Raw genomic sequence first — 18146 nt, forward strand, 5'->3', positions numbered from 1 at the left:
CGCTTTCAGTGCGCTTTCTCCCAGCATCTTTCTCCACGAGACTTCCGTGTCCGATCGCTCTCCCGACTTCGCCGCCATCCCCGCCGCTCACCGAGACCTGTCCTACACAGTTCGTCAGCGAGCCCGCATTGCGACCATGGCAGTGTTTTTCATCGCCGGGATGGTGTACGGGTCGTGGGGTGTGCACGTGCCAACCGTGCGCGATCGTTTCCAGCTTAGTCCAGCATTGCTGTCGCTGGCGCTTCTCGCCGTCGCCGGTGGCTCGATCGGCGCGATGGCCGCCAATGCGTCGTGGATCGCGCGTGTCGGCACACGCCGCGCCTGCCTGACCGGCGGCCTCGTGATGGCGGTCTGCGCCGCATTGATCCTGGTGGTGCCGTATTACTGGCTTTTGCTGATCGTGCTGGCAACGTTCGGCGCGGGCATGGCCACGCTCGATGTCGCCATGAACGCTGAGGCCAGCGCCGTTGAGAAAGCGTTGGGCAAGCCGATCATGTCGTCGTTGCACGGCATGTTCAGCGTCGGCGGGATGTTCGGTGCGGCGGCGGGCGGCGCGCTGCTCGCGCACGGCATGGCGCCGGCCGTGCATCTGGCGTTGGCGGCCACCGTCAGCGCACTGGTGCTGATCGCCGCGTGTCCGGCAGTGTTGCCGCATGTACCGCACGACGATCATCCGGATTCCGCGACGCCGCGCGCCAATCGTTGGCGCTCGCCGGCGTTGTGGGCGCTCGGCACCATGGCGCTCGTCGCGCTGATCGCAGAAGGCGCAATGTACGACTGGGCGACCGTCTATATGCGCGACGTCGTCCTCGCCACGCCCGCGCTCGCGAGCGCTGCGTATGCCGCGTTTTCCGGCGGCATGGCGGCGGCCCGTTTTGCCGGCGACGCCGTGCGCGCACGCTTCGGCGCTCCGCAACTCGTCATGGGCAGCGCAACGCTCGCGCTCGCGGGAATGATCGGCGCGCTCCTGCTGCCGACGCCGGTCGCCGCGCTAGTCGGCTTCACGTTGATGGGCCTCGGCTTGGCCAATATGATGCCGGTGCTGTTCGCGGCCGCAGCGAGCGTAAAGGGCATTCACGCAGCCGAAGGCCTCGCGCACGTCGCCGGGCTCGCGTATTTCGGGCTGCTGTTCGGGCCAGTGGTGATCGGTGCAGTCGCGCAGGTGACCAATCTGTCGATCGGGCTTTCCGTTGTCGCCGTGTGTTGTGCGTTGATTGCGTTCGCGGGCCCGAAAGTACTGCGACGCCTGAAAATCTAGCAACAACGCGCGGCATCAAAGAAAAAGGCACGCGACCTGACGGTACGCGTGCCTTTTTTAATCATGCGTTCACGGGCAGCGCAAGCTGCCCGCGTACATGCGCTCTTACATCTTCACCACGTCGAGCAGCGTCTTCTTGCCCGACTTGTAGTTGTACAGCGAGATCACGCCGTGCTTCAGGTCGCCCTTCGAATCGAAGGTCGTCTGGCCGATCACACCCTTGTAGTCGGTGTTCGGCATTGCAGCCAGGATCTTCGCCGGATCGGTCGAGCCAGCGCGCTTCATTGCGTCGACGATGATGTACACCGCGTCATACGTGAACGGAGCGTAAATCTGGATCGGCTGGCCGAAACGCTTCAGATACTTTGCCTGGAACGCCGGGCCGCCTTCCATCTTCTCGAGCGCCATACCGGCTTCCGAGCAGACGATGTTGTCGGTTGCGTCGCCGGCCAGATCGGACAGCTTGTCGGTACACACGCCGTCGCCTGCCAGCACCTTCGCACGCAGGCCGAGCTGCTTGGCTTGCTTCGCGAACGGGCCGCCGGTTGCGTCCATGCCGCCGTACATGATGGCGTCAGGATTCTCACCCTTGATCTTCGTCAGAATTGCGCGGAAGTCGACAGCCTTGTCGTTCGTCGCGTCATGCGACATCACGTTCAGGCCCAGCGACTTTGCGGTCTTTTCGAATTCGTTCGCGAGACCCTGGCCATAAGCGGTCGAGTCGTCGACGATCGCGACGCTCTTCACTTTCAGACCCTTGGCTGCGTAGTTAGCCAGTGCCGGACCTTGTTGCGCATCGGTTGCGACGACGCGGTACGTCGTCTTGAAACCTTGTTGCGTGTAGGCCGGGTTCGTTGCCGACGGCGAGATCTGCACGATGCCTGCATCGCTGTAGATCTTCGAAGCCGGAATCGACGTGCCCGAGTTCAGGTGGCCGACCACTGCGACGACTTTATCGTCGACCAGCTTCTGCGCGACCTGCGTAGCGGTACGCGGGTCGGCTGCGTCGTCTTGTGCGTCGAGTTGCAGCGTGATTTTCTGGCCGCCAATCGTCAGGCCCTTCGCGTTGATTTCTTCAACCGCGAGGCGAGCGCCGTTTTCGTTGTCTTTCCCCAGGTGAGCGATACCGCCAGTCAACGGTGCAACGTGACCGATCTTGACGACCGTGTCAGCCGCAGCCGATGTTGCCAACGTCGCGAACAGCATCGCCGCAGCGCTGATCGGCAACAGCTTTTGAATCTTGATGTTCATGTAAGTCTCCAGTTTCGGTCCCAAAAACAACGTAATCGCCCTGTGCCCCCGCTTCCCCTACACGTGTCGCTCAGTCCCGTGGACGACCACGCCGGTTGCATCGTTCATGCACTTGGCCAGCACGTTCGCCGGACTGTTTGTGGCAGGCGGCGACCCGTACTTGCGCGCAAGTGTAGGCTATCAAATTAATTTGTGGGACTTTTTTGAGGAAGTGGGATGAACACTAATAGCGTTTATCCAACAGCGACCGTTTCCGGCTTGCATGGCGGGCCGGAGAACTCCAGCCCATGCGGGTTTCCGCTATGTAAAGCGTTCATTGAGGAACCCGGCCTCAAGCTTTTAGCGGGTTAAACCGTTAATGGTTCGAATAAGCTTCGAGCGGCTTTTGATTGTGAAAACGACGTGCATCGCAAGCAGGGGCGATGCACGCCTGACTCATGCCGATCAGCGCCCGAATGCCGCAATACGCGCGCTTGCCGCACGCCATTCCTGCTCGAGTTGCTCCATCAGTTCAGCAGCGCCGAAGTCTTCGCGTCGCGCACGGCCCAACGGTGCGCCCTGCCCCGACCACAACGAGAGATAGTCGCCGTTCTGCGCGCGGGCGGCCGTCTGACGCAACTCTTGCGTCAATGCGTTCTGCACCGGATACGGCGCGATGTTCTGCGGCGTATCGCTCAACCGCTGCATCAGCGGATTACGTATGCCGCGGGCATGACGGCCTGTGATTGCACGCGTCACTGAAGTCGATGTGTCCGTGATCGAACGCAGCCGCTCTTTCCATGCCTGCGGTATAGCGCTCTCGCGGCTCGTCAAAAACGCGGTGCCCATCACGGCGGCTTGTGCGCCGAGCGCAAGCGCGGCGACGATCCCGCGTCCGTCCATGATGCCGCCCGCGGCCAGCACCGGCAGCCCGGTTGCATCGACGAGTTGCGGTACGAGCGCCATCGTGCCGACCAGCGCTTCTTCAAATGAGCCGATGAACGTACCGCGATGCGCGCCCGCCTCCGATCCTTGCGCGGCGATTGCATCGGCGCCGGCGTCACGCCACGCGACACCTTCGGCGACGTGCGTCGCGGTGCCGATTACATACTGACCGTTGGCATGAAGCCGCGCGACGTCCTCGCTCGACAGCACTCCGAAAGTGAAGCTGACCACCGGCACGCGCGACTCGATCAGCGCCTCGAGTTGCGCGCGAAAATCGGGCGCATAGCGTTCGAGCGGCCGGCCCGGCGGCAAGCCGAGATCCGCGCGCACCGGGTCGATTGCTTCGAGCGCGCGGCGCACTGTGGAGTCGTCCGGCGAGGCCGGTTCCAGCACAAACAGATTGACGCCGAACGGACGATCGGTGAGCGCGCGAATCGCCGCGACATCGGTTGCAATCTTCTCCGGCGACAGCGCCGCGCCCGCCAGCGTCCCCAGGCCGCCGTTATTCGATACTGCGGCCACCAGCTCCGGCGTGGTCGCGCCCGCCATCGGCGCCTGGACGACCGGCACCCGCATTTCAAAACGCTCGGCAAACGGCGTCACAAAATTGACTTCACCCATGATCGATTCTCCTTCGCGCGACCCGCTCTTCATTACGGCAAACCACTACCGTGGACTCTACCGGCACCACGCGCAACGGAAAAATGAATTATCGAGAACGTTTCAATCGCCTTACGAGATTGCCTTCCGAAGGCGCGTCGCCACGGCTTCCGAAGGCTGCGCGCAAGGCTGCCGGACCCCTGACTGCAGCGGCTTTCGTTTGATGGCAAACTGACCGCCCGCTTCAGGCATTCGAGCCTCTTGCGTTGACCTGGACTCAATCCGCAGACTCACCTCGCGCGCAACGCGCGACTATGGAGAACATCATGAGCACCACTTCCCGATGGATCGACATCCCTGCCGGCGACGACACGTTCGGCGGCTATCTGGCGTTGCCCAAAGGCGGCAAGGGACCGGCCGTCATCATCATCCAGGAAATTTTCGGCGTGAACAGCCATATTCGTTCGGTCGCTGATCAGTACGCGCTAGACGGATATATCGCGCTCGCCCCGGACGTGTTCTGGCGGGTGCAGCCGCGCGTCGAGTTGACATATGAAGGCGCCGACCGCGCCAAGGGCATCGAACTGATGCAAAAGCTCGACGCGAACGAGGCCGCCGACGACATCGGCGCCGCTGCCGCGGCACTGCGCGCGATGCCCGAAGTCACCGGCAAGATCGCCGCCATCGGCTTCTGCTTCGGCGGACGCCTTGCATATATGGCGGCGGCGCGAGGCAGCGTGGACGCCGCAGTCGCCTATTACGGCGGCGGCATTCAGAACCAGCTCGACGAAGCCGCAAAGATCAAGGTGCCGATGCAGTTTCACTACGGCGAACTCGACGAGCACATTCCGCTGTCGGCCGTCGGCCAGATTCAGGAGCGCTTTGCGGGCCGCACGGATACCGAATTCCACATCTATCCGAATGCCGATCACGGCTTCAACTGCTGGGACCGTGCGTCGTATAACCAGCGCGCTTCGGCGCTCGCGCATGGCCGCACGCTGACGTTCCTTGGCGAGCGTGCTTAAGTCAAGCCAATAGTCGGCACGATGCGCGCGGCTTTTCACGTCTGCGCGTAAGTCGGCTACCCTGTCAAGAACGGCGCGTCGCCAGCGCGCCGTCTTCTTTTGTGCGCGCCCATGAGCGGCTCGAATATCGCGGCGCCCTGTTTGCCGCAGCCGCTGGCGCGCATGAATATCCGGTATTCAACATTCGGCAACGAGGGCTCTTCCGTCGTGCTATCAGACTATCTTGCCCATGACGCCATCGGCCTCGCCGAACTGGTGCGAACTCGTGAAGCGAGCGCGCGCGAGTTGATCGACACAGCGATCTCGCGCACCGAAGCGGTCAATCCCGCGATCAATGCGATCGTGCTGAAGGACTATGACGCGGCCCGTGAACGCGCGTCGCGTTACGACGCAAGCACGACGAACGGAGCGAATCCCGCAGACACCGGCAGCAACGGAACGACGCCGAGCGCGCAGACTGCGCTCGCCGGTGTGCCGTATCTGATCAAGGATCTCGGCGCTCCCGTTGCAGGACTGCGCATGACAATGGGCAGCCGCCACTACCGTCATTTCATTCCCGGCGACGACGCGCCAGTGGTCGCGCTTGCCAAGGCCGCAGGGCTGAACATCTTCGGCAAGACGAGCACTTCCGAGCTGGGCCAGATGCCTTATACGGAGCCCGAACTGTTTGGCGCCTGCCGCAATCCGTGGAATCTCGACCATACGCCGGGCGGCTCCAGCGGCGGGGCGGCAGCGGCAGTCGCCGCCGGAATCGTGCCGCTTGCGCATGCGTCGGACGGCGGCGGTTCGATCCGCATTCCTGCATCGTGCTGCGGGCTCTTTGGACTGAAGCCGTCGCGCGGACGCGTGCCGCGCATGCCCGCCGCAGTGACGGCCGGCGAACTCGGCATTGATCACGGCGTATCGCGCAGCGTGCGCGACAGTGCGGTGTTGCTCGACCTTCTTGCTGGCAATGCCGAGCGTCCGCTCGGCGCGCCCGGCACGTTTCTCGGTGCGAGCCGCGAGCCGTGCAAACCGCTGAACATCGCTTACGTCACCGAGCCGATGCTCGCGCCGTCCCTCTCCGCCGATGCGCGCGCAGCGCTGGAGGACGCCGCGCAACTCGCGAGTTCGCTTGGCCATAACATCGAGCCGATTTCGCTTGGCATCGATTTCGCGGCCGTCAGACACGCGTTTCTCACGCTCTGGTCCGTCACCGCGGAAGATCTCGTGCTGAACGCCGAGCGCATCACCGGGCGCAAACCGCTGCGCGACGAGTTCGAAATCTCGACATGGGTGATGGCGCACGTGGGCCGCAAGCTCGGTGAACGCGGCTTGCCCGCTGCGCTCGAAGAACAGCGCCGCATCACCGAACGTTTGACGGGTCTGCTGCAGCGTTACGACGTGATTCTGTGCGCGACGCTTGCGAGCGCGCCAATCAAGATCGGCGAGATGCAGCCGACTTCGACGGAACGCATGCAAATGCGCGCCGTCAGCGCGATGCCGCTTGAGCCGTTGCTCAAGAAGCTGCTTGCCGAAGCGTCGAATAAAGCATTTGCGTGGGCAGGCTGCACGGAGTTGTTCAATCTGAGCGGCCAGCCGGCCATGTCGATACCGCTTTACTGGAATGCACGTGGACTGCCGGTGGGTGTGCAGTTCGCCGCGCGCGACGGTGGCGAAGCGACGCTGTTGCGCCTTGCCGCGCAACTGGAAGCGGCGCGTCCCTGGTTCGACAAGCGGCCGCCGCTTATCAAGGCGCGCAGCTAGGTGACGCAGTTGATGTTGGACTCGGGCTCAGTAGCTATGACACGCCCGGCGCTGGGGTGAGCCGCGTGAAGAGCGCCAACGCCATGCGGAAATCGAAACTCCGGAAAGTGTCCCGTGAGGTGTGAGCGTCAATATGCGTCCGCGCGATGAAGCCACAAAAAGGGCGTCTGCCGCGCATGGCGGCAGACGCCCAAGTGACAGGTCATTGAACGTGCGCCGCAATATTTGCAGCGCTATTCACTTCACATGTCAGCACGACATGTGAGGCACGCGTTCACGCCTTCTTGTTATATGCGCTGCACCAACCCTTGGCCGCGACCTGCTTGCCGGCGAACATCGGGCACGGCGCGTATGGGTCTGCCGCCTTGCCCTGATAGAAGCTGCAATTGCCGCAGTCCTGGCCCGGCGCGTATTTGGCGAACTTCGCCTTGTCGACCTTGCTGGCGTCTTCCTTGTAGCCGAGCGCTTGCGCGGTCGGATCGCTCTCGGCGACCTTCGGCGCATCGGCGAGCGCCTGCCGGGACAGCGCGAGCGATGAGGCAACACCGATACTGGTGATCAAAAACGTACGACGGGAAGCTTTCATGGGGACTCACTCCATTTATATTGAACTGATCGCCGTTCTATCGACAGCGGTCCCCAAGCATAGCAATGAAGCCGCCGTACGTGACGGCTCAAATGATAGAGATAAGCGAATCGGTACGAATTGACGCAGCATGGCGGCAGACGCAGCCGCCCTCCTCACGCGCGCCCGCTCAACTCGCAGACCCGTTGCGCGATCGCGAGCGAAGCGGTCAGTCCCGGCGATTCGATGCCGAACAGATTGACCAGTCCGCGCACGCCATGCGCGGCCGGCCCCTGAATTACGAAGTCGGCGGCAGGCTCGCCCGGACCCGACAGCTTGGGACGGATGCCCGCATAGGCAGGCTGCAACGCATTGTCGGGAAGCGCGGGCCAGTACGCGCGGATCGCCGCGTAGAACGATTCGGCGCGCCGTGGATCGACGTCGTAGTTGATTGCATCGACCCATTCGACGTCGGGACCAAAGCGCGCCTGGCCACCCAGATCGATTGTCAGATGCACGCCGAGTCCCGCTTCATTGGGCATCGGATAAATCAGCCGGCTGAACGGTGCGCGCCCCGAGATACCGAAGTAGTTGCCGCGCGCGAGATAAAGCGGCGGCACGTGCCGCGCGTCGAGTCCGCGGATCTTGCGGGCCAGCGCGTTCGCGTGCAGGCCCGCACTGTTGATCACGCAAGCCGAACTGATGGTGGCCGGCGCGTCGCCGCCCACTTTGATGATGAAGCGGCCATTACTCGCTTCGATTGCCTCCACAGGCGAGTGGAACGCGAACACCGCGCCATCGCGCTCGGCGTCGCCCTGCAACGCAAGCATCAGCTGATGACTGTCGACAATGCCGGTCTGCGGCGAGAAGACCGCCGCCACACATTCGAGCGCCGGTTCGAGCGCCTGCGCCTGGTCGCCGGTAATACGCATCAGGTCGAGCACGCCGTTCTCGCGACCTTTGTGCATGATGCTTTCCAGCTGCGGAATCTGATTGGACGACGTCGCCACAAGCAGTTTGCCGCAGCGGGAATGCGGCACGTTATGCTCGACACAGTAGTCGTAGAGCATCTCGCGCCCTCGCACGCATAGCGTTGCCTTGAGCGAGCCGCGTGGATAGTAGATGCCCGCGTGAATCACTTCACTGTTGCGCGAACTCGTGCCTACGCCAATGGCCTCGGCCGCTTCCAGCACGATCACTTCCCGCCCGCGCGCCGCGAGGGCGCGCGCTACCGCGAGCCCGACCACGCCCGCGCCGATTACGACACATTCGATTTGGTCCATGTCCCTCGACGCAGCCAACTTCGCCGCGCGCCGCCTCGTTCACCAATATAGATGACGCCAGCATGCAGCCAACGAGCGTCTTACACCGCTCGCTGGCGAACGCACTGCCGTTTCGCAACCCGCTGCGTGGAATTGTACGACGCCGCACAGAGCTTGATGCCCTCCGTGGTTCCCGAGGCGGCGTTAAGCGGGCATCGGCGCCGGAACTAGCGCACAGAAGCGCAGAGGAGCGCGCAGGAACGTTAGAAGCCAATCGGTCTGCGACGGTTGCCGTAGTCGAGCCGGATGTCGCCACCGCCGATCTCGTCGCGCCCGTCGATCCGCGCAGCGCCGAAGCCGTTCAGAATCGCGCGGCGCATTTCGCGTGGCGACGCGTTCTTCAACGCCTCCAAGGCACCCTCTCCAATCTGTTCAGGAAAACGCAGACCCCAGTTGTGTGCGCCGCGGATTTCCGCGTAGATGGATTGCGCGATCCGGCGCGCGCCGTCACGGTCCGGCGGTGGAATTTCGTACACATTCATCCGGTTCATGATCGGCTCGGGAATCGAGCGCTCGTCGTTGGCTGTGGCGATCCAGATCACATGGCCGGCGTTAATGGGAACTTCGGCGAATTCGTCGATGAAAGTCTGCGCCGTGTCGTGCTCCAGCAACGCGTACAGCGCGCCAAGCGGATCGTATTGCGAGTCGCCGGTAGCCTTGTCGATTTCGTCGACCGTGATAACAGGGTTTGCATAGCTGCCGTTCACGAGCGCGTCGAACACCTTGCCCGGCTTCGCATTTTTCCATTGCGACGACGCACCGGAAAGAATCCACCCAGCCGTCAACGAACTCATCGCGACGTAGTGGTAAGCCGTGCCGAGCAGGCGCGCTAACTGCTTCGCGAAATGCGTCTTGCCGATGCCGGGGTCGCCGAGCAGCAGGATCGGCATCAGTTCGAGGCGGTCTTCCGTCTCGAGACAGAGGGCGACCTGCTTGCGAATGTCGTCGAGCGGGTCGGCAAAGTTCGGCAGTGCGTCGATCAGATCGTCGATAGACGGCATGCGGTTCGGCTTGACGCAGAAGCGCAGATTGCCGGTTTTCAGCATCTTTTCGTAGGTTGTACGCAGCGCGTCGTTGGCGCCTTCGCCGAGATCGTTCAGAGCGGTCTCGACCTGATCGAGGTCGTACACCTGACTGAACGATGCGACGGCGATTTCCTGCTTGACCATTGCTGTTGTCATTGCTCACCCCGTTCTGGCTGGCCTTGCTCGGCGGCACCCAAGGCGGGCGCCGTTTCAGGTTCAGTTTAACGAGGACAAATCGACACGCAAGCCAGCAGTCGCGCGGCTCTGCTGCTAACAGCCGGTCATTTGAGACGGGCGCGGGAAGCGCCGTCCGGATTACCGGCCCAACCGGAAATGCATTGTTGCTGAACCCGGCCCCGTTTAACCTGTCAGAAAAGCGTTCTGCTCTTCAGGCGTAAGATGGCCATCTGATAACGCTGCCGGACGCAGTCACCGGAGATTTGCTTTATGTGGAAAACCAGTATCGTGGCCGTGCTGCTTGGCACTTCGTTGCTCGCACACGCGCAACAACGGCCGCCGCAGCCGGTTGTTCAATGGGAGCTGCAAGTATTGCGCGACGGTCAGCAGATCGACACGTTCCAAGGCACGACCACGGTTGGCCAGGCGCGCACGGATACGCATCACAAGGTGGTTCAGCATAACGTCGGCTGCAAGGATCGGCCGGCCGGCAGCATCGACCTCGCTCGGACGCTAACCGTGTCGCCGCTGCAGGCGGACAGTAACGAGGTCACGCTGTCCATCGAGGCGCAGGAAACTTTCGAGGACTCCGCCGCGCGGCAAACGGACACCGGCTGCAAACTGCCGCCGCAGCCGCGTCAGGTGAGCGCGAGCCATCCGGGTCTGAAAGTGGCAGCGGGTCAATCGGCAAGCTGGACGATCGTCGCCAAAGATCCGAACTTGGTCTATCGCGTCCGCGCGAGCCTGACTAACGGGGCAAGTGAGGCGGCAGGCGCGAGTGCCGCGGGTGCCGCGAGTGGCGCAAGTGGCGCGAACGCTACGAACTGAGCGGCAAGGCGAAGGGTTGAAAAGCGAAGCTGAAGAGCCAACCTGAACGTTGTGCGAACAACGCACGAATAATCAAAGCCCCGAAAACAGAACACGTGGATAACGCGGCATGCGAAACCCCGAAGAATTGATCCGCGAAAGCACAGCACCCAAAGATTTTGTGGCGGTGAGCTGGAACCTTCACAAAGGGAGAACGCCGCTCGGCTTTCAGGCCTGGCAGGCCATGCAGCGCTGGGTTCAGTCGACCCAGGCCGACGCCTATTTTCTCCAGGAAGCCATGGCGCGACGCATGCCGTCGCCGGTGCTGGGGAGCAGTTTCGGCGCACCCGTTGCCGATCCGCTAAGCGATGTCTGGCATTGCCAGGCGACCGAAATCGCGCGGGCGCTCGAACTCGAAATCGCGCTCGGGCCGAACGTCTTCAAGCCGTCCTGGCGACACGGCAATGCGATTCTGTCGCCACATCCGCTCGATCTCGGCGGACGCTGGGACATCTCCGCGCATCGCTTTGAAAAACGCGGCCTGCTTGTCGCGCGCGCAACGTTCGGCGGGCACTCGGTCACCTTGTTGTGCGCGCACCTTGCCCTTACGCGCTCGGCGCGCTTGCGTCAGATGAACTGGATCGCCCACTGGATCGCGAAGGAAGCGCCGGACGGGCCGCTTGTGCTGGCCGGCGACTTTAATGACTGGCGCAACGACTCGGTGCCGCTTTTCGGCGAACATGGCCTGCACGAAGTCGCGACACTGCTCGGCGAATCCGGCCGCACCTTCCCGGCTTTTTCGCCGGCCCTCGCGCTGGACAAGATGTTCATTCGCGGCATGAAGCCGATCGAGTGGATTCAACCGACGCAGGAGACCGCGTGGCTCTCCGATCACCTGCCGTACATGGCGCGGTTGCGCGTCGAGTGACGGCGCGAAAGCGTGAAATCGACGTTGTCGGGGGCGGTGCGACCGCCCCTTTTCTTTAATCCCGCCAGACTCCGCGCCCAAAGCAGCTACATCCGTTCAGGCGTCCACGTCACCGTAGCCGAGAGTTCTTCGCCCGGCTGCAGCACGCAGCCGCCGACATGCTCGCGCGGCCCTGACGCGTTAAAGCAATCGGTCGTGTTCGTCACCGGTTCCACGCATAGCTGCGAGTCGTCGGCGGGCGCAAAAATCACCATATGGTCGAACGGCGCCTCGGCGGTCATCGTCAATTGACGGCTTTCGTCGGGCCATGCAATCGTCGCTTCGCGCGCCCAGTTTGCGAAGTTGTTGTCCAGATCGAAAGCATCCGGCGAGAGACCGTCGCGGCGCAATGCATCGACAGCCGGATGCGGACCAAGATGCGTCGGCAGCACGTGAGCGTCGGCGTGCCACATTGCCGCTACATCGGCGTAGATGCGCGTTTGCCGCGTGCGCGGATAGTACGGATGATGCCCCATGCCGAACGGCATCGGCCGCCCTGCCAGGTTTTGCGCCGACAGCGTGATGCGCAACGCCTGATCGCTGAGTTCGATGCGCTGCCGCGCGCGGTACCGGAATGGCCAATCGCCGGTAATGCGCGAATCGGGTTCGTGCTCGAAATGCAGGTCCACCGAATTTTGCGTCAACGCGCCAACCTGCCACGGACGTCGCCACGCATTGCCATGCAGCGCGTGTGCAAAGCGCGGGTCGTTACCGCTGAGATCGACTATGGCGCCGTCGAATCCGAAGCGCGCATTGCGAATCCGGTTGCAATACGGAAAGAGCGAAAAACTCGCCATGCGCAACGGGTCCTGCCCGGTGAATGCGGCATGCGAAGCTGGCCGCATCCAGTGCAGGGGACCGTTCGCCGTGCTCTCGTAGAAAGCAGCCAGCGCGCCGCCGATTGCAGGCGCGATCACGAGCCGTAGCGTGCCGGCCGTCAGCGTGACAAGCTGCGGCGCGATGGAAGGATCGTCGAGCCATGCCAGTTCGGTTGCAGGAGGCAGCTTGGGATTGGCGGAAACGTCGGGCATGTGGAGAGAGAAAACGTGGCATCGCGCGAAGACGGCTAACGGCTACAGCGCGGACCCTGTTGGCGTCGATGTACCGCGCACTCTGCGCGGTCCGTGCGGATCGAGGTCCGCGCGTCGCAGAATCGCACGCCATGACGCGCTGGTCAATATTATTAGTAATAAACTGAGTCTCCGCGACTTCGAAACATCCCACCACCTGCGCCCACCGTGACGGGTTAGCGCGCGTTGCCGGGCGCATATTATTAGTGGTACCGTCAGCACGGAATCTTCAGCATGTCTTCGCTTTAGCGCCGCTGCCGCGCGGCCCGCACAATGAAAAAATCGACTCAACGCCGTCCCACCATGACCGACATCGCCAAATTTACTGGCGTGTCGCAATCCACTGTCTCACTGGTGCTCAACAACGCGACCGGCGCGAAGTTTTCCGAGAATACCCGCAAGAAAGTTCTCAAGGCCGCGCACGACCTCGGCTACCGGCTTGCACCGCGCGCGCCGGTCGCGGCTTCGAGCGACGAACGCAATCTGATCGTCTATCTCGCCGACGAAATCTCCACGAGCCCGCATCCGGTCGTCAATGTTGACGGCGCGCGCGACGCGGCCTACGCGAGCGGCAAGATGCTGGCGGTCTATTCGACGCACGGCAACGCCGACATCGAAAAGCAGGTGCTCGATACAACGTTGTCGAACCCGCATGTGCTCGGCGTGATTTACGCGACCGTCTATACGCGCAAGGTGACGCCGCCGGCCGCGCTCTCCCGTGTGCCGACCGTGCTGCTGAACTGCTACACGGGCGACAGCGGCTTTTCGTCGGTCGTGCCGGCCGAAGTCGCGGGCGGTCATCTGGCCACCGACTATCTGCTGCAAGCGGGACATCGGCGAATTGGCTATATCAACGGCGAGCCGTGGCAGGATGCGTCGAAAGACCGGCTCAAAGGTTATCGCACGGCGCTGGCAACGGCCGATCTGCCGTACGCGCCCGAACTGGTGCGCGACGGCGACTGGAGCTCCGGACTCGGCTTCGAGCTGACGCTTTCGCTGATGCGTGAACCCAATCCGCCGACAGCGATTTTCTGTGCGAATGACCTGACCGCGATCGGCGCGATCGAAGCGCTAAAGCAACTCGGCCTCCGCGTTCCCGACGACGTCTCCGTGCTGGGTTACGACGACCAGGAAATTGCTCGCCATACGCATCCGCCGCTGTCCACGGTGGTGCTGCCGAACTACGAACTGGGACGTTGGGCTGTCGAAACCCTGCTTCAGGAAGAACACAACCGGGCAGCCGGCGCACCGGTGCGGCACCGCATGGTGAAGCTCGACGGACCGCTGGTCGAACGTGCTTCAGTGCGGGTAATTACCGAGGCAAAAACTCCCATGACTAATATTATTAGTGATTGACCGATAATAATTCGCGGTGAAATAATCGACGCGTCCGGTCGTGGCAAAGTTGTCGGGCGAAAGCAAAATCAAAAAGCAAAATACACCTCACCAGGTACTGGAGGAAGACATGGCGTTGCTCAACAAAGAGGCGCGCAGGAATGCGCGCACGCAGAAGATTCGTCCGCTGGCGGGTTCGCTGCTGGCTCTGGCAGTCGGTCTCGGCGCGGGTCTTGGTGCGATCGCGGCGCACGCGGAAGACGCGTTGCCGAAACTGCCCGGCAAGACTCCGCTCAAGGTCGGCTTCGCGCAGACCGAAAGCAACAACCCGTGGCGTCTCGCGGAAACACGCAGCTTCAAGGAAGTGGCCGCGAAATGCGGCTGGCAGCTCGTGATGACCGACGCCAACGGCTCCAACTCCAAGCAGGTGTCCGACATTCAAAGCATGATCGCGCAGCACGTCGATCTGCTGGTGTTCCCGCCGCGCGAAGAAAAACCGCTTGCTCCCGTCGTGCTGCAGGCGAAAAAGGCCGGCATTCCGGTGATTCTGGTGGACCGTAACGTCGATCAGTCGGTGGCCGTCGCGGGCCGCGACTACATCACGTTCATCGGCTCCGACTTCATCGATCAGGGTCATCGCGCCGCAGACTGGCTCGTCAAGGCAACGGGCGGCAAGGCGAAGATCATCGAACTCGAAGGCACGACAGGCGCGTCCGCAGCGAATGATCGCAAGAAGGGCTTCGACGAAATCATCGCGAAGAATCCGGGCATGACGATCATCGCGTCGCAGAGCGGCGACTTTGCGCGCGACAAAGGCCGTCAAGTGATGGAAACGTTGCTGCAGGCGCATCCGGACGTCACCGCCGTCTACGCGCACAACGACGAGATGGCGCTCGGCGCGATCGCCGCGATCAAGGCGGCAGGCAAGCAGCCGGGCAAAGACATCCAGATCGTCACCATCGACGGCACCAAGGGCGGACTCGACGCAATCGCCGCCGGCGAACTGGGCGCGAGCGTGCAGTCGAGCCCGTTCTTCGGGCCGCTCGCCTGCGACGTCGCTCAGCGTTATGCGAAAGGTGAAAAGATCCCGACCTGGGTCAAGGTGTCGGACCGTTTCTACGACAAGAGCAACGTGCAACAGAGCATGCAATACGGCTATTGACCGCGTTGCTGGCGAAGCTCGCCAACCAGGCAGCAAGAAGTCTCCGGCTTGAAGCAGTCTCCTCTGCAAGCGGATGACGGAAGGGTTCGAAGCGACGCGCCCGTGAACCACGGACCGTCGCTTCGCTTTTATGCAGCGTAAGATGATCAGGCGCAAAGCGCCGAGCGTTGTACGCGCATCAGGAGGACACCTGTGACGCAATCCGGCATGCACACGCCGCACTCCCCGCAGCCTTCGCAGTCTCCAGCTACACGTCCGCTATTGCTCGAGATGCAGGACATCGGCATCAGCTTCGGTGGCGTGCCCGCATTGCGCGGCGCGAATCTCAGCGTCGCGGCGGGCGAAGTCCACGCGCTGATCGGCCAGAACGGCGCAGGCAAATCCACCATGATCAAGATCCTGACCGGCGCTTATCGGCGCGGCTCGGGCAGCGTGCGCTTCGAGGGCCGCGAAGTCGATTTCCGCACGCCGAAGCAGGCACGCGAAGCCGGTATCAGCACGATCTATCAGGAAATCAACCTGGTGCCGTTCCGCTCGGTGGCCGAGAACATTTTTCTTGGCCGCGAGCCGCGCCGCTTCGGTCTGATCGATTGGCGCACGGTGCAGCATCGCGCCGCTGCATTACTCGACTCGTTCGGTTTGCATATCGATGTGAAGAAACCGGTGGGTCGCTATTCGACCGCCATTCAGCAAATGGTGGCACTCGCGCGCGCCGTTTCTTCCGACGCGAAGATGGTCATCATGGACGAATCCACTTCGTCGCTCGACGAACGTGAAGTGGAGTTGCTATTCACCGTGGTGCGCAAGCTGCGTGACGACGGACGGGCGGTGATCTTCGTGTCGCATCGGCTGGACGAACTGTATGCGTTGTGCGACCGCGTCACGGTGATGCGCGACGGTCAGACCGTTGCGCAAAGCACGATGGCGGAGATGGACAAGCTGCAACTCGTGACGACGATGCTAGGCCGTACGCTCGCTGCCGTCGTGCACGACGATCCCGCGGCACGCGAAGCGAATCTCGCACGACGCGGCAAGCAGGCTATCGCCGCGCGCGATCTCGGCGCGCATCCAAAAGTGAGCGACGTCTCGCTCGAAGTGCATGCGGGCGAAGCCGTGGGCCTGGCGGGCCTACTCGGTTCAGGGCGTACCGAAACCATGCGGCTGATGTTCGGCGCCGATCCGCTGGAACGCGGGTCGGTCTCGATCGACGGTGCAACGGTGACGCTGAAATCGCCGCAAGACGCAATCGCGCGCGGTCTCGCGTATCTGACCGAGGACCGCAAGGCCGAAGGCATCGTTCCGGAACTGTCGGTGCGCGACAACCTCACGCTCGTCTGTCTGCGCACGCTGACGAGAAACGGCATTGTCGATGTGAAGAAACAGCAGGCGATTGTCGACCGCTTCATTGCGTCGCTCGGCATCAAGCTGCGCTCCGCCGATCAACCGATCCGCGAACTGTCGGGCGGCAATCAGCAGAAAGTGCTGCTTGCGCGTTGGCTCGCCGCCGAGCCGTCGCTTCTGCTGCTCGACGAGCCGACGCGCGGCATCGACGTGGGTGCGAAGGCGGACGTCGCGAAGATCGTGCGCGAATTGCGCGACGCGGGACTCGCCGTGCTCATGTCCGCTTCGGAACTGGAAGAGCTGACGGCGGTGTCCGACCGCGCGGTCGTAATTCGCGACGGCCGGACAGTCGCGGAACTGAACGGCGCCGAAATGAGCGAGAGCGCGATCATGGACGCCATCGCGTACGGCGGCGACAGCAGTTCGCAACTGGCCGAAGCGGCACAGACGGCGAGTGCCGCTCATATCGAAGACGCGCTGGAGGGCGACCGTCATGGCGTTTAAGCTGGACGCGGAGTCTTTGCAAAGCGAGCCGCAGGCCGGGCAGGAAGCCAGACCGCAACCTGGCAGCGAAGCGTCGCCTCAGCAGGCAAGTTCACAGGCTTCCCAAGCCACCGGCGTGCGCAACTGGCGGCGCCTCGCGATGCAACGAGAAGTGATCGTGCTGCTCGCGATGGTGCTGTTCAACCTGATCTTCACGCCGCATTTCTGGTCGCTGCAGACGTTCAACGTGAATCTCACGCAGGTGGTGACGATCGTGATCGTCGGCATCGGCATGACGCTCGTGGTCGCGACAGGCGGCATCGATCTGTCGGTCGGCGCTTCGATGGCCATCTCGGGCGCGCTCGCACCGATGCTCTTCCTCAACATACCCGTACCCGGCGGCATCGCGCTGGCGTTTGTGCTGCCGGTGCTGGCCGCGGCGTTGTGCGGTGTCTTCAACGGACTGCTGGTAACAAGGCTCGCCGTTCAACCGATTGTCGCGACGCTCGTGCTCTTCATCGCCGGACGCGGCATTGCCCAGGTCGTCACCGACGGCAGCCTGCAGGCGTTCAATACGCCGGCCTTCCAGTGGATTGCGCTTGGCAAGGTCGCGGGCGTGCCGTTCCAGGTGCTTCTCATGCTCGCGCTGGTGGTCGCATTTGCGTGGGTCGTGCGTAAGACGCTGTTTGGTCAGTATCTGCTGATCACCGGCGGCAACGAGAAGGCGGCTTATCTGTCGGGCGTGCCGACGGCGAGCGTCAAGCTGATCGCCTACACGCTGTGTGCGGCGCTGGCCGGACTCGCCGGGCTGATTTCGATCTCCGTTAATTCTTCGTCGGATGCGAACGTGGTCGGGCTCGGCATCGAACTCGATGCAATCGCCGCGGTGGCGGTTGGCGGCACGGCGCTGACCGGCGGCAAGGCGTTTATCGGCGGCACGCTGGTCGGCGCGTTGATCATCCAGTTGCTGCGCTACACGTTGCTCGCGCACGGCATTCCCGATGCGGCCGCGCTGGTGGTGAAGGCCGGCATTATCGTCGCCGCGGTGTACGTGCAGCGTCGCTCGCGCTAACGCCAGGAACCTTATC

15 protein-coding genes are annotated in these 18146 nt (G+C 62.8%); 9 read left to right on the top strand and 6 right to left on the bottom strand.

All coding sequences use genetic code 11. The features are described from left to right. Positions 1-46 precede the first annotated feature (46 nt). On the top strand, positions 47-1258 hold the full coding sequence (locus H281_RS0111180) for an MFS transporter (RefSeq protein WP_027804492.1): 1212 nt from the start codon (positions 47-49) through the stop codon (positions 1256-1258). A 105-nt stretch (positions 1259-1363) separates the two neighbouring features. Here H281_RS0111180 and H281_RS0111185 read toward each other — a convergent pair whose 3' ends face one another. Continuing rightward, complete coding sequence (locus tag H281_RS0111185) at positions 1364-2509, bottom strand: branched-chain amino acid ABC transporter substrate-binding protein (RefSeq protein WP_020067198.1); 1146 nt, start codon at positions 2507-2509, stop codon at positions 1364-1366. Positions 2510-2953: 444 nt separating this feature from the next. Beyond that, positions 2954-4054 carry an NAD(P)H-dependent flavin oxidoreductase gene (locus H281_RS0111190; protein WP_020067200.1) on the bottom strand — a complete coding sequence of 367 codons (1101 nt, stop codon included), beginning with the start codon at positions 4052-4054 and terminating at the stop codon, positions 2954-2956. Between the two features lie 305 nt (positions 4055-4359). Between H281_RS0111190 and H281_RS0111195 the strand changes: the two genes are divergently transcribed. Beyond that, entirely contained in the window at positions 4360-5058 is a 699-nt protein-coding gene (locus tag H281_RS0111195; RefSeq protein WP_020067201.1) for a dienelactone hydrolase family protein, read from the top strand. 207 nt (positions 5059-5265) lie between these two features. Further along, positions 5266-6804 (top strand): amidase, encoded by a 1539-nt coding sequence (locus H281_RS0111200; RefSeq protein ID WP_027804493.1) that lies wholly within the window; start codon positions 5266-5268, stop codon positions 6802-6804. Between the two features lie 274 nt (positions 6805-7078). Here H281_RS0111200 and H281_RS0111205 read toward each other — a convergent pair whose 3' ends face one another. From H281_RS0111205 to H281_RS0111215, 3 genes are all read right to left on the bottom strand, one after another. Further along, the gene (locus tag H281_RS0111205) at positions 7079-7390 is read right to left on the bottom strand and encodes a high-potential iron-sulfur protein (protein ID WP_020067203.1); all 312 of its coding nucleotides are present in this window, start codon (positions 7388-7390) and stop codon (positions 7079-7081) included. A 155-nt stretch (positions 7391-7545) separates the two neighbouring features. Beyond that, complete coding sequence (locus H281_RS0111210) at positions 7546-8652, bottom strand: NAD(P)/FAD-dependent oxidoreductase (RefSeq protein ID WP_020067204.1); 1107 nt, start codon at positions 8650-8652, stop codon at positions 7546-7548. A gap of 242 nt (positions 8653-8894) precedes the next feature. Further along, positions 8895-9872: an AAA family ATPase gene (locus tag H281_RS0111215; protein WP_027804494.1), complete on the bottom strand. Its 978-nt coding sequence runs from the start codon at positions 9870-9872 to the stop codon at positions 8895-8897. Positions 9873-10163: 291 nt separating this feature from the next. Between H281_RS0111215 and H281_RS0111220 the strand changes: the two genes are divergently transcribed. Beyond that, entirely contained in the window at positions 10164-10721 is a 558-nt protein-coding gene (locus H281_RS0111220; RefSeq protein ID WP_020067206.1) for a hypothetical protein, read from the top strand. Positions 10722-10830: 109 nt separating this feature from the next. Beyond that, positions 10831-11628: an endonuclease/exonuclease/phosphatase family protein gene (locus H281_RS0111225; protein WP_020067207.1), complete on the top strand. Its 798-nt coding sequence runs from the start codon at positions 10831-10833 to the stop codon at positions 11626-11628. A gap of 86 nt (positions 11629-11714) precedes the next feature. Here H281_RS0111225 and H281_RS0111230 read toward each other — a convergent pair whose 3' ends face one another. Beyond that, the gene (locus H281_RS0111230) at positions 11715-12698 is read right to left on the bottom strand and encodes an aldose 1-epimerase (protein ID WP_020067208.1); all 984 of its coding nucleotides are present in this window, start codon (positions 12696-12698) and stop codon (positions 11715-11717) included. A gap of 342 nt (positions 12699-13040) precedes the next feature. Here H281_RS0111230 and H281_RS0111235 point away from each other — a divergent pair, with 342 nt between their 5' ends. The 4 genes from H281_RS0111235 (at position 13041) to H281_RS0111250 (ending at position 18130) form a co-directional block, all read left to right on the top strand. Continuing rightward, entirely contained in the window at positions 13041-14093 is a 1053-nt protein-coding gene (locus H281_RS0111235) for a LacI family DNA-binding transcriptional regulator (RefSeq protein WP_020067209.1), read from the top strand. A gap of 109 nt (positions 14094-14202) precedes the next feature. Further along, entirely contained in the window at positions 14203-15234 is a 1032-nt protein-coding gene (locus H281_RS0111240; protein WP_027804496.1) for an ABC transporter substrate-binding protein, read from the top strand. Positions 15235-15426: 192 nt separating this feature from the next. Continuing rightward, positions 15427-17079, top strand: a complete 1653-nt coding sequence (locus H281_RS0111245; protein ID WP_027804497.1) for a sugar ABC transporter ATP-binding protein — start codon at positions 15427-15429, stop codon at positions 17077-17079. After that, positions 17069-18130: an ABC transporter permease gene (locus H281_RS0111250; RefSeq protein WP_020067212.1), complete on the top strand. Its 1062-nt coding sequence runs from the start codon at positions 17069-17071 to the stop codon at positions 18128-18130. Before H281_RS0111245 ends, H281_RS0111250 begins: the two co-directional genes overlap by 11 nt. Positions 18131-18146 lie beyond the last annotated feature (16 nt).

Source organism: Paraburkholderia caledonica (assembly GCF_000383275.1).
Classification (GTDB): Bacteria; Pseudomonadota; Gammaproteobacteria; order Burkholderiales; family Burkholderiaceae; genus Paraburkholderia; species Paraburkholderia caledonica.

Excerpts from the sequence above, each read along its gene's own strand:
- H281_RS0111210 (WP_020067204.1), bottom strand. The coding sequence starts at position 8,652 with ATGGACCAAATCGAATGTGTCGTAATCGGCGCGGGCGTGGTCGGGCTC.
- H281_RS0111215 (WP_027804494.1), bottom strand. The coding sequence starts at position 9,872 with ATGACAACAGCAATGGTCAAGCAGGAAATCGCCGTCGCATCGTTCAGT.
- H281_RS0111190 (WP_020067200.1), bottom strand. The coding sequence starts at position 4,054 with ATGGGTGAAGTCAATTTTGTGACGCCGTTTGCCGAGCGTTTTGAAATG.
- H281_RS0111185 (WP_020067198.1), bottom strand. The coding sequence starts at position 2,509 with ATGAACATCAAGATTCAAAAGCTGTTGCCGATCAGCGCTGCGGCGATG.
- H281_RS0111235 (WP_020067209.1), top strand. The coding sequence starts at position 13,041 with ATGACCGACATCGCCAAATTTACTGGCGTGTCGCAATCCACTGTCTCA.
- H281_RS0111250 (WP_020067212.1), top strand. The coding sequence starts at position 17,069 with ATGGCGTTTAAGCTGGACGCGGAGTCTTTGCAAAGCGAGCCGCAGGCC.
- H281_RS0111205 (WP_020067203.1), bottom strand. The coding sequence starts at position 7,390 with ATGAAAGCTTCCCGTCGTACGTTTTTGATCACCAGTATCGGTGTTGCC.
- H281_RS0111230 (WP_020067208.1), bottom strand. The coding sequence starts at position 12,698 with ATGCCCGACGTTTCCGCCAATCCCAAGCTGCCTCCTGCAACCGAACTG.
- H281_RS0111195 (WP_020067201.1), top strand. The coding sequence starts at position 4,360 with ATGAGCACCACTTCCCGATGGATCGACATCCCTGCCGGCGACGACACG.
- H281_RS0111240 (WP_027804496.1), top strand. The coding sequence starts at position 14,203 with ATGGCGTTGCTCAACAAAGAGGCGCGCAGGAATGCGCGCACGCAGAAG.
- H281_RS0111220 (WP_020067206.1), top strand. The coding sequence starts at position 10,164 with ATGTGGAAAACCAGTATCGTGGCCGTGCTGCTTGGCACTTCGTTGCTC.
- H281_RS0111225 (WP_020067207.1), top strand. The coding sequence starts at position 10,831 with ATGCGAAACCCCGAAGAATTGATCCGCGAAAGCACAGCACCCAAAGAT.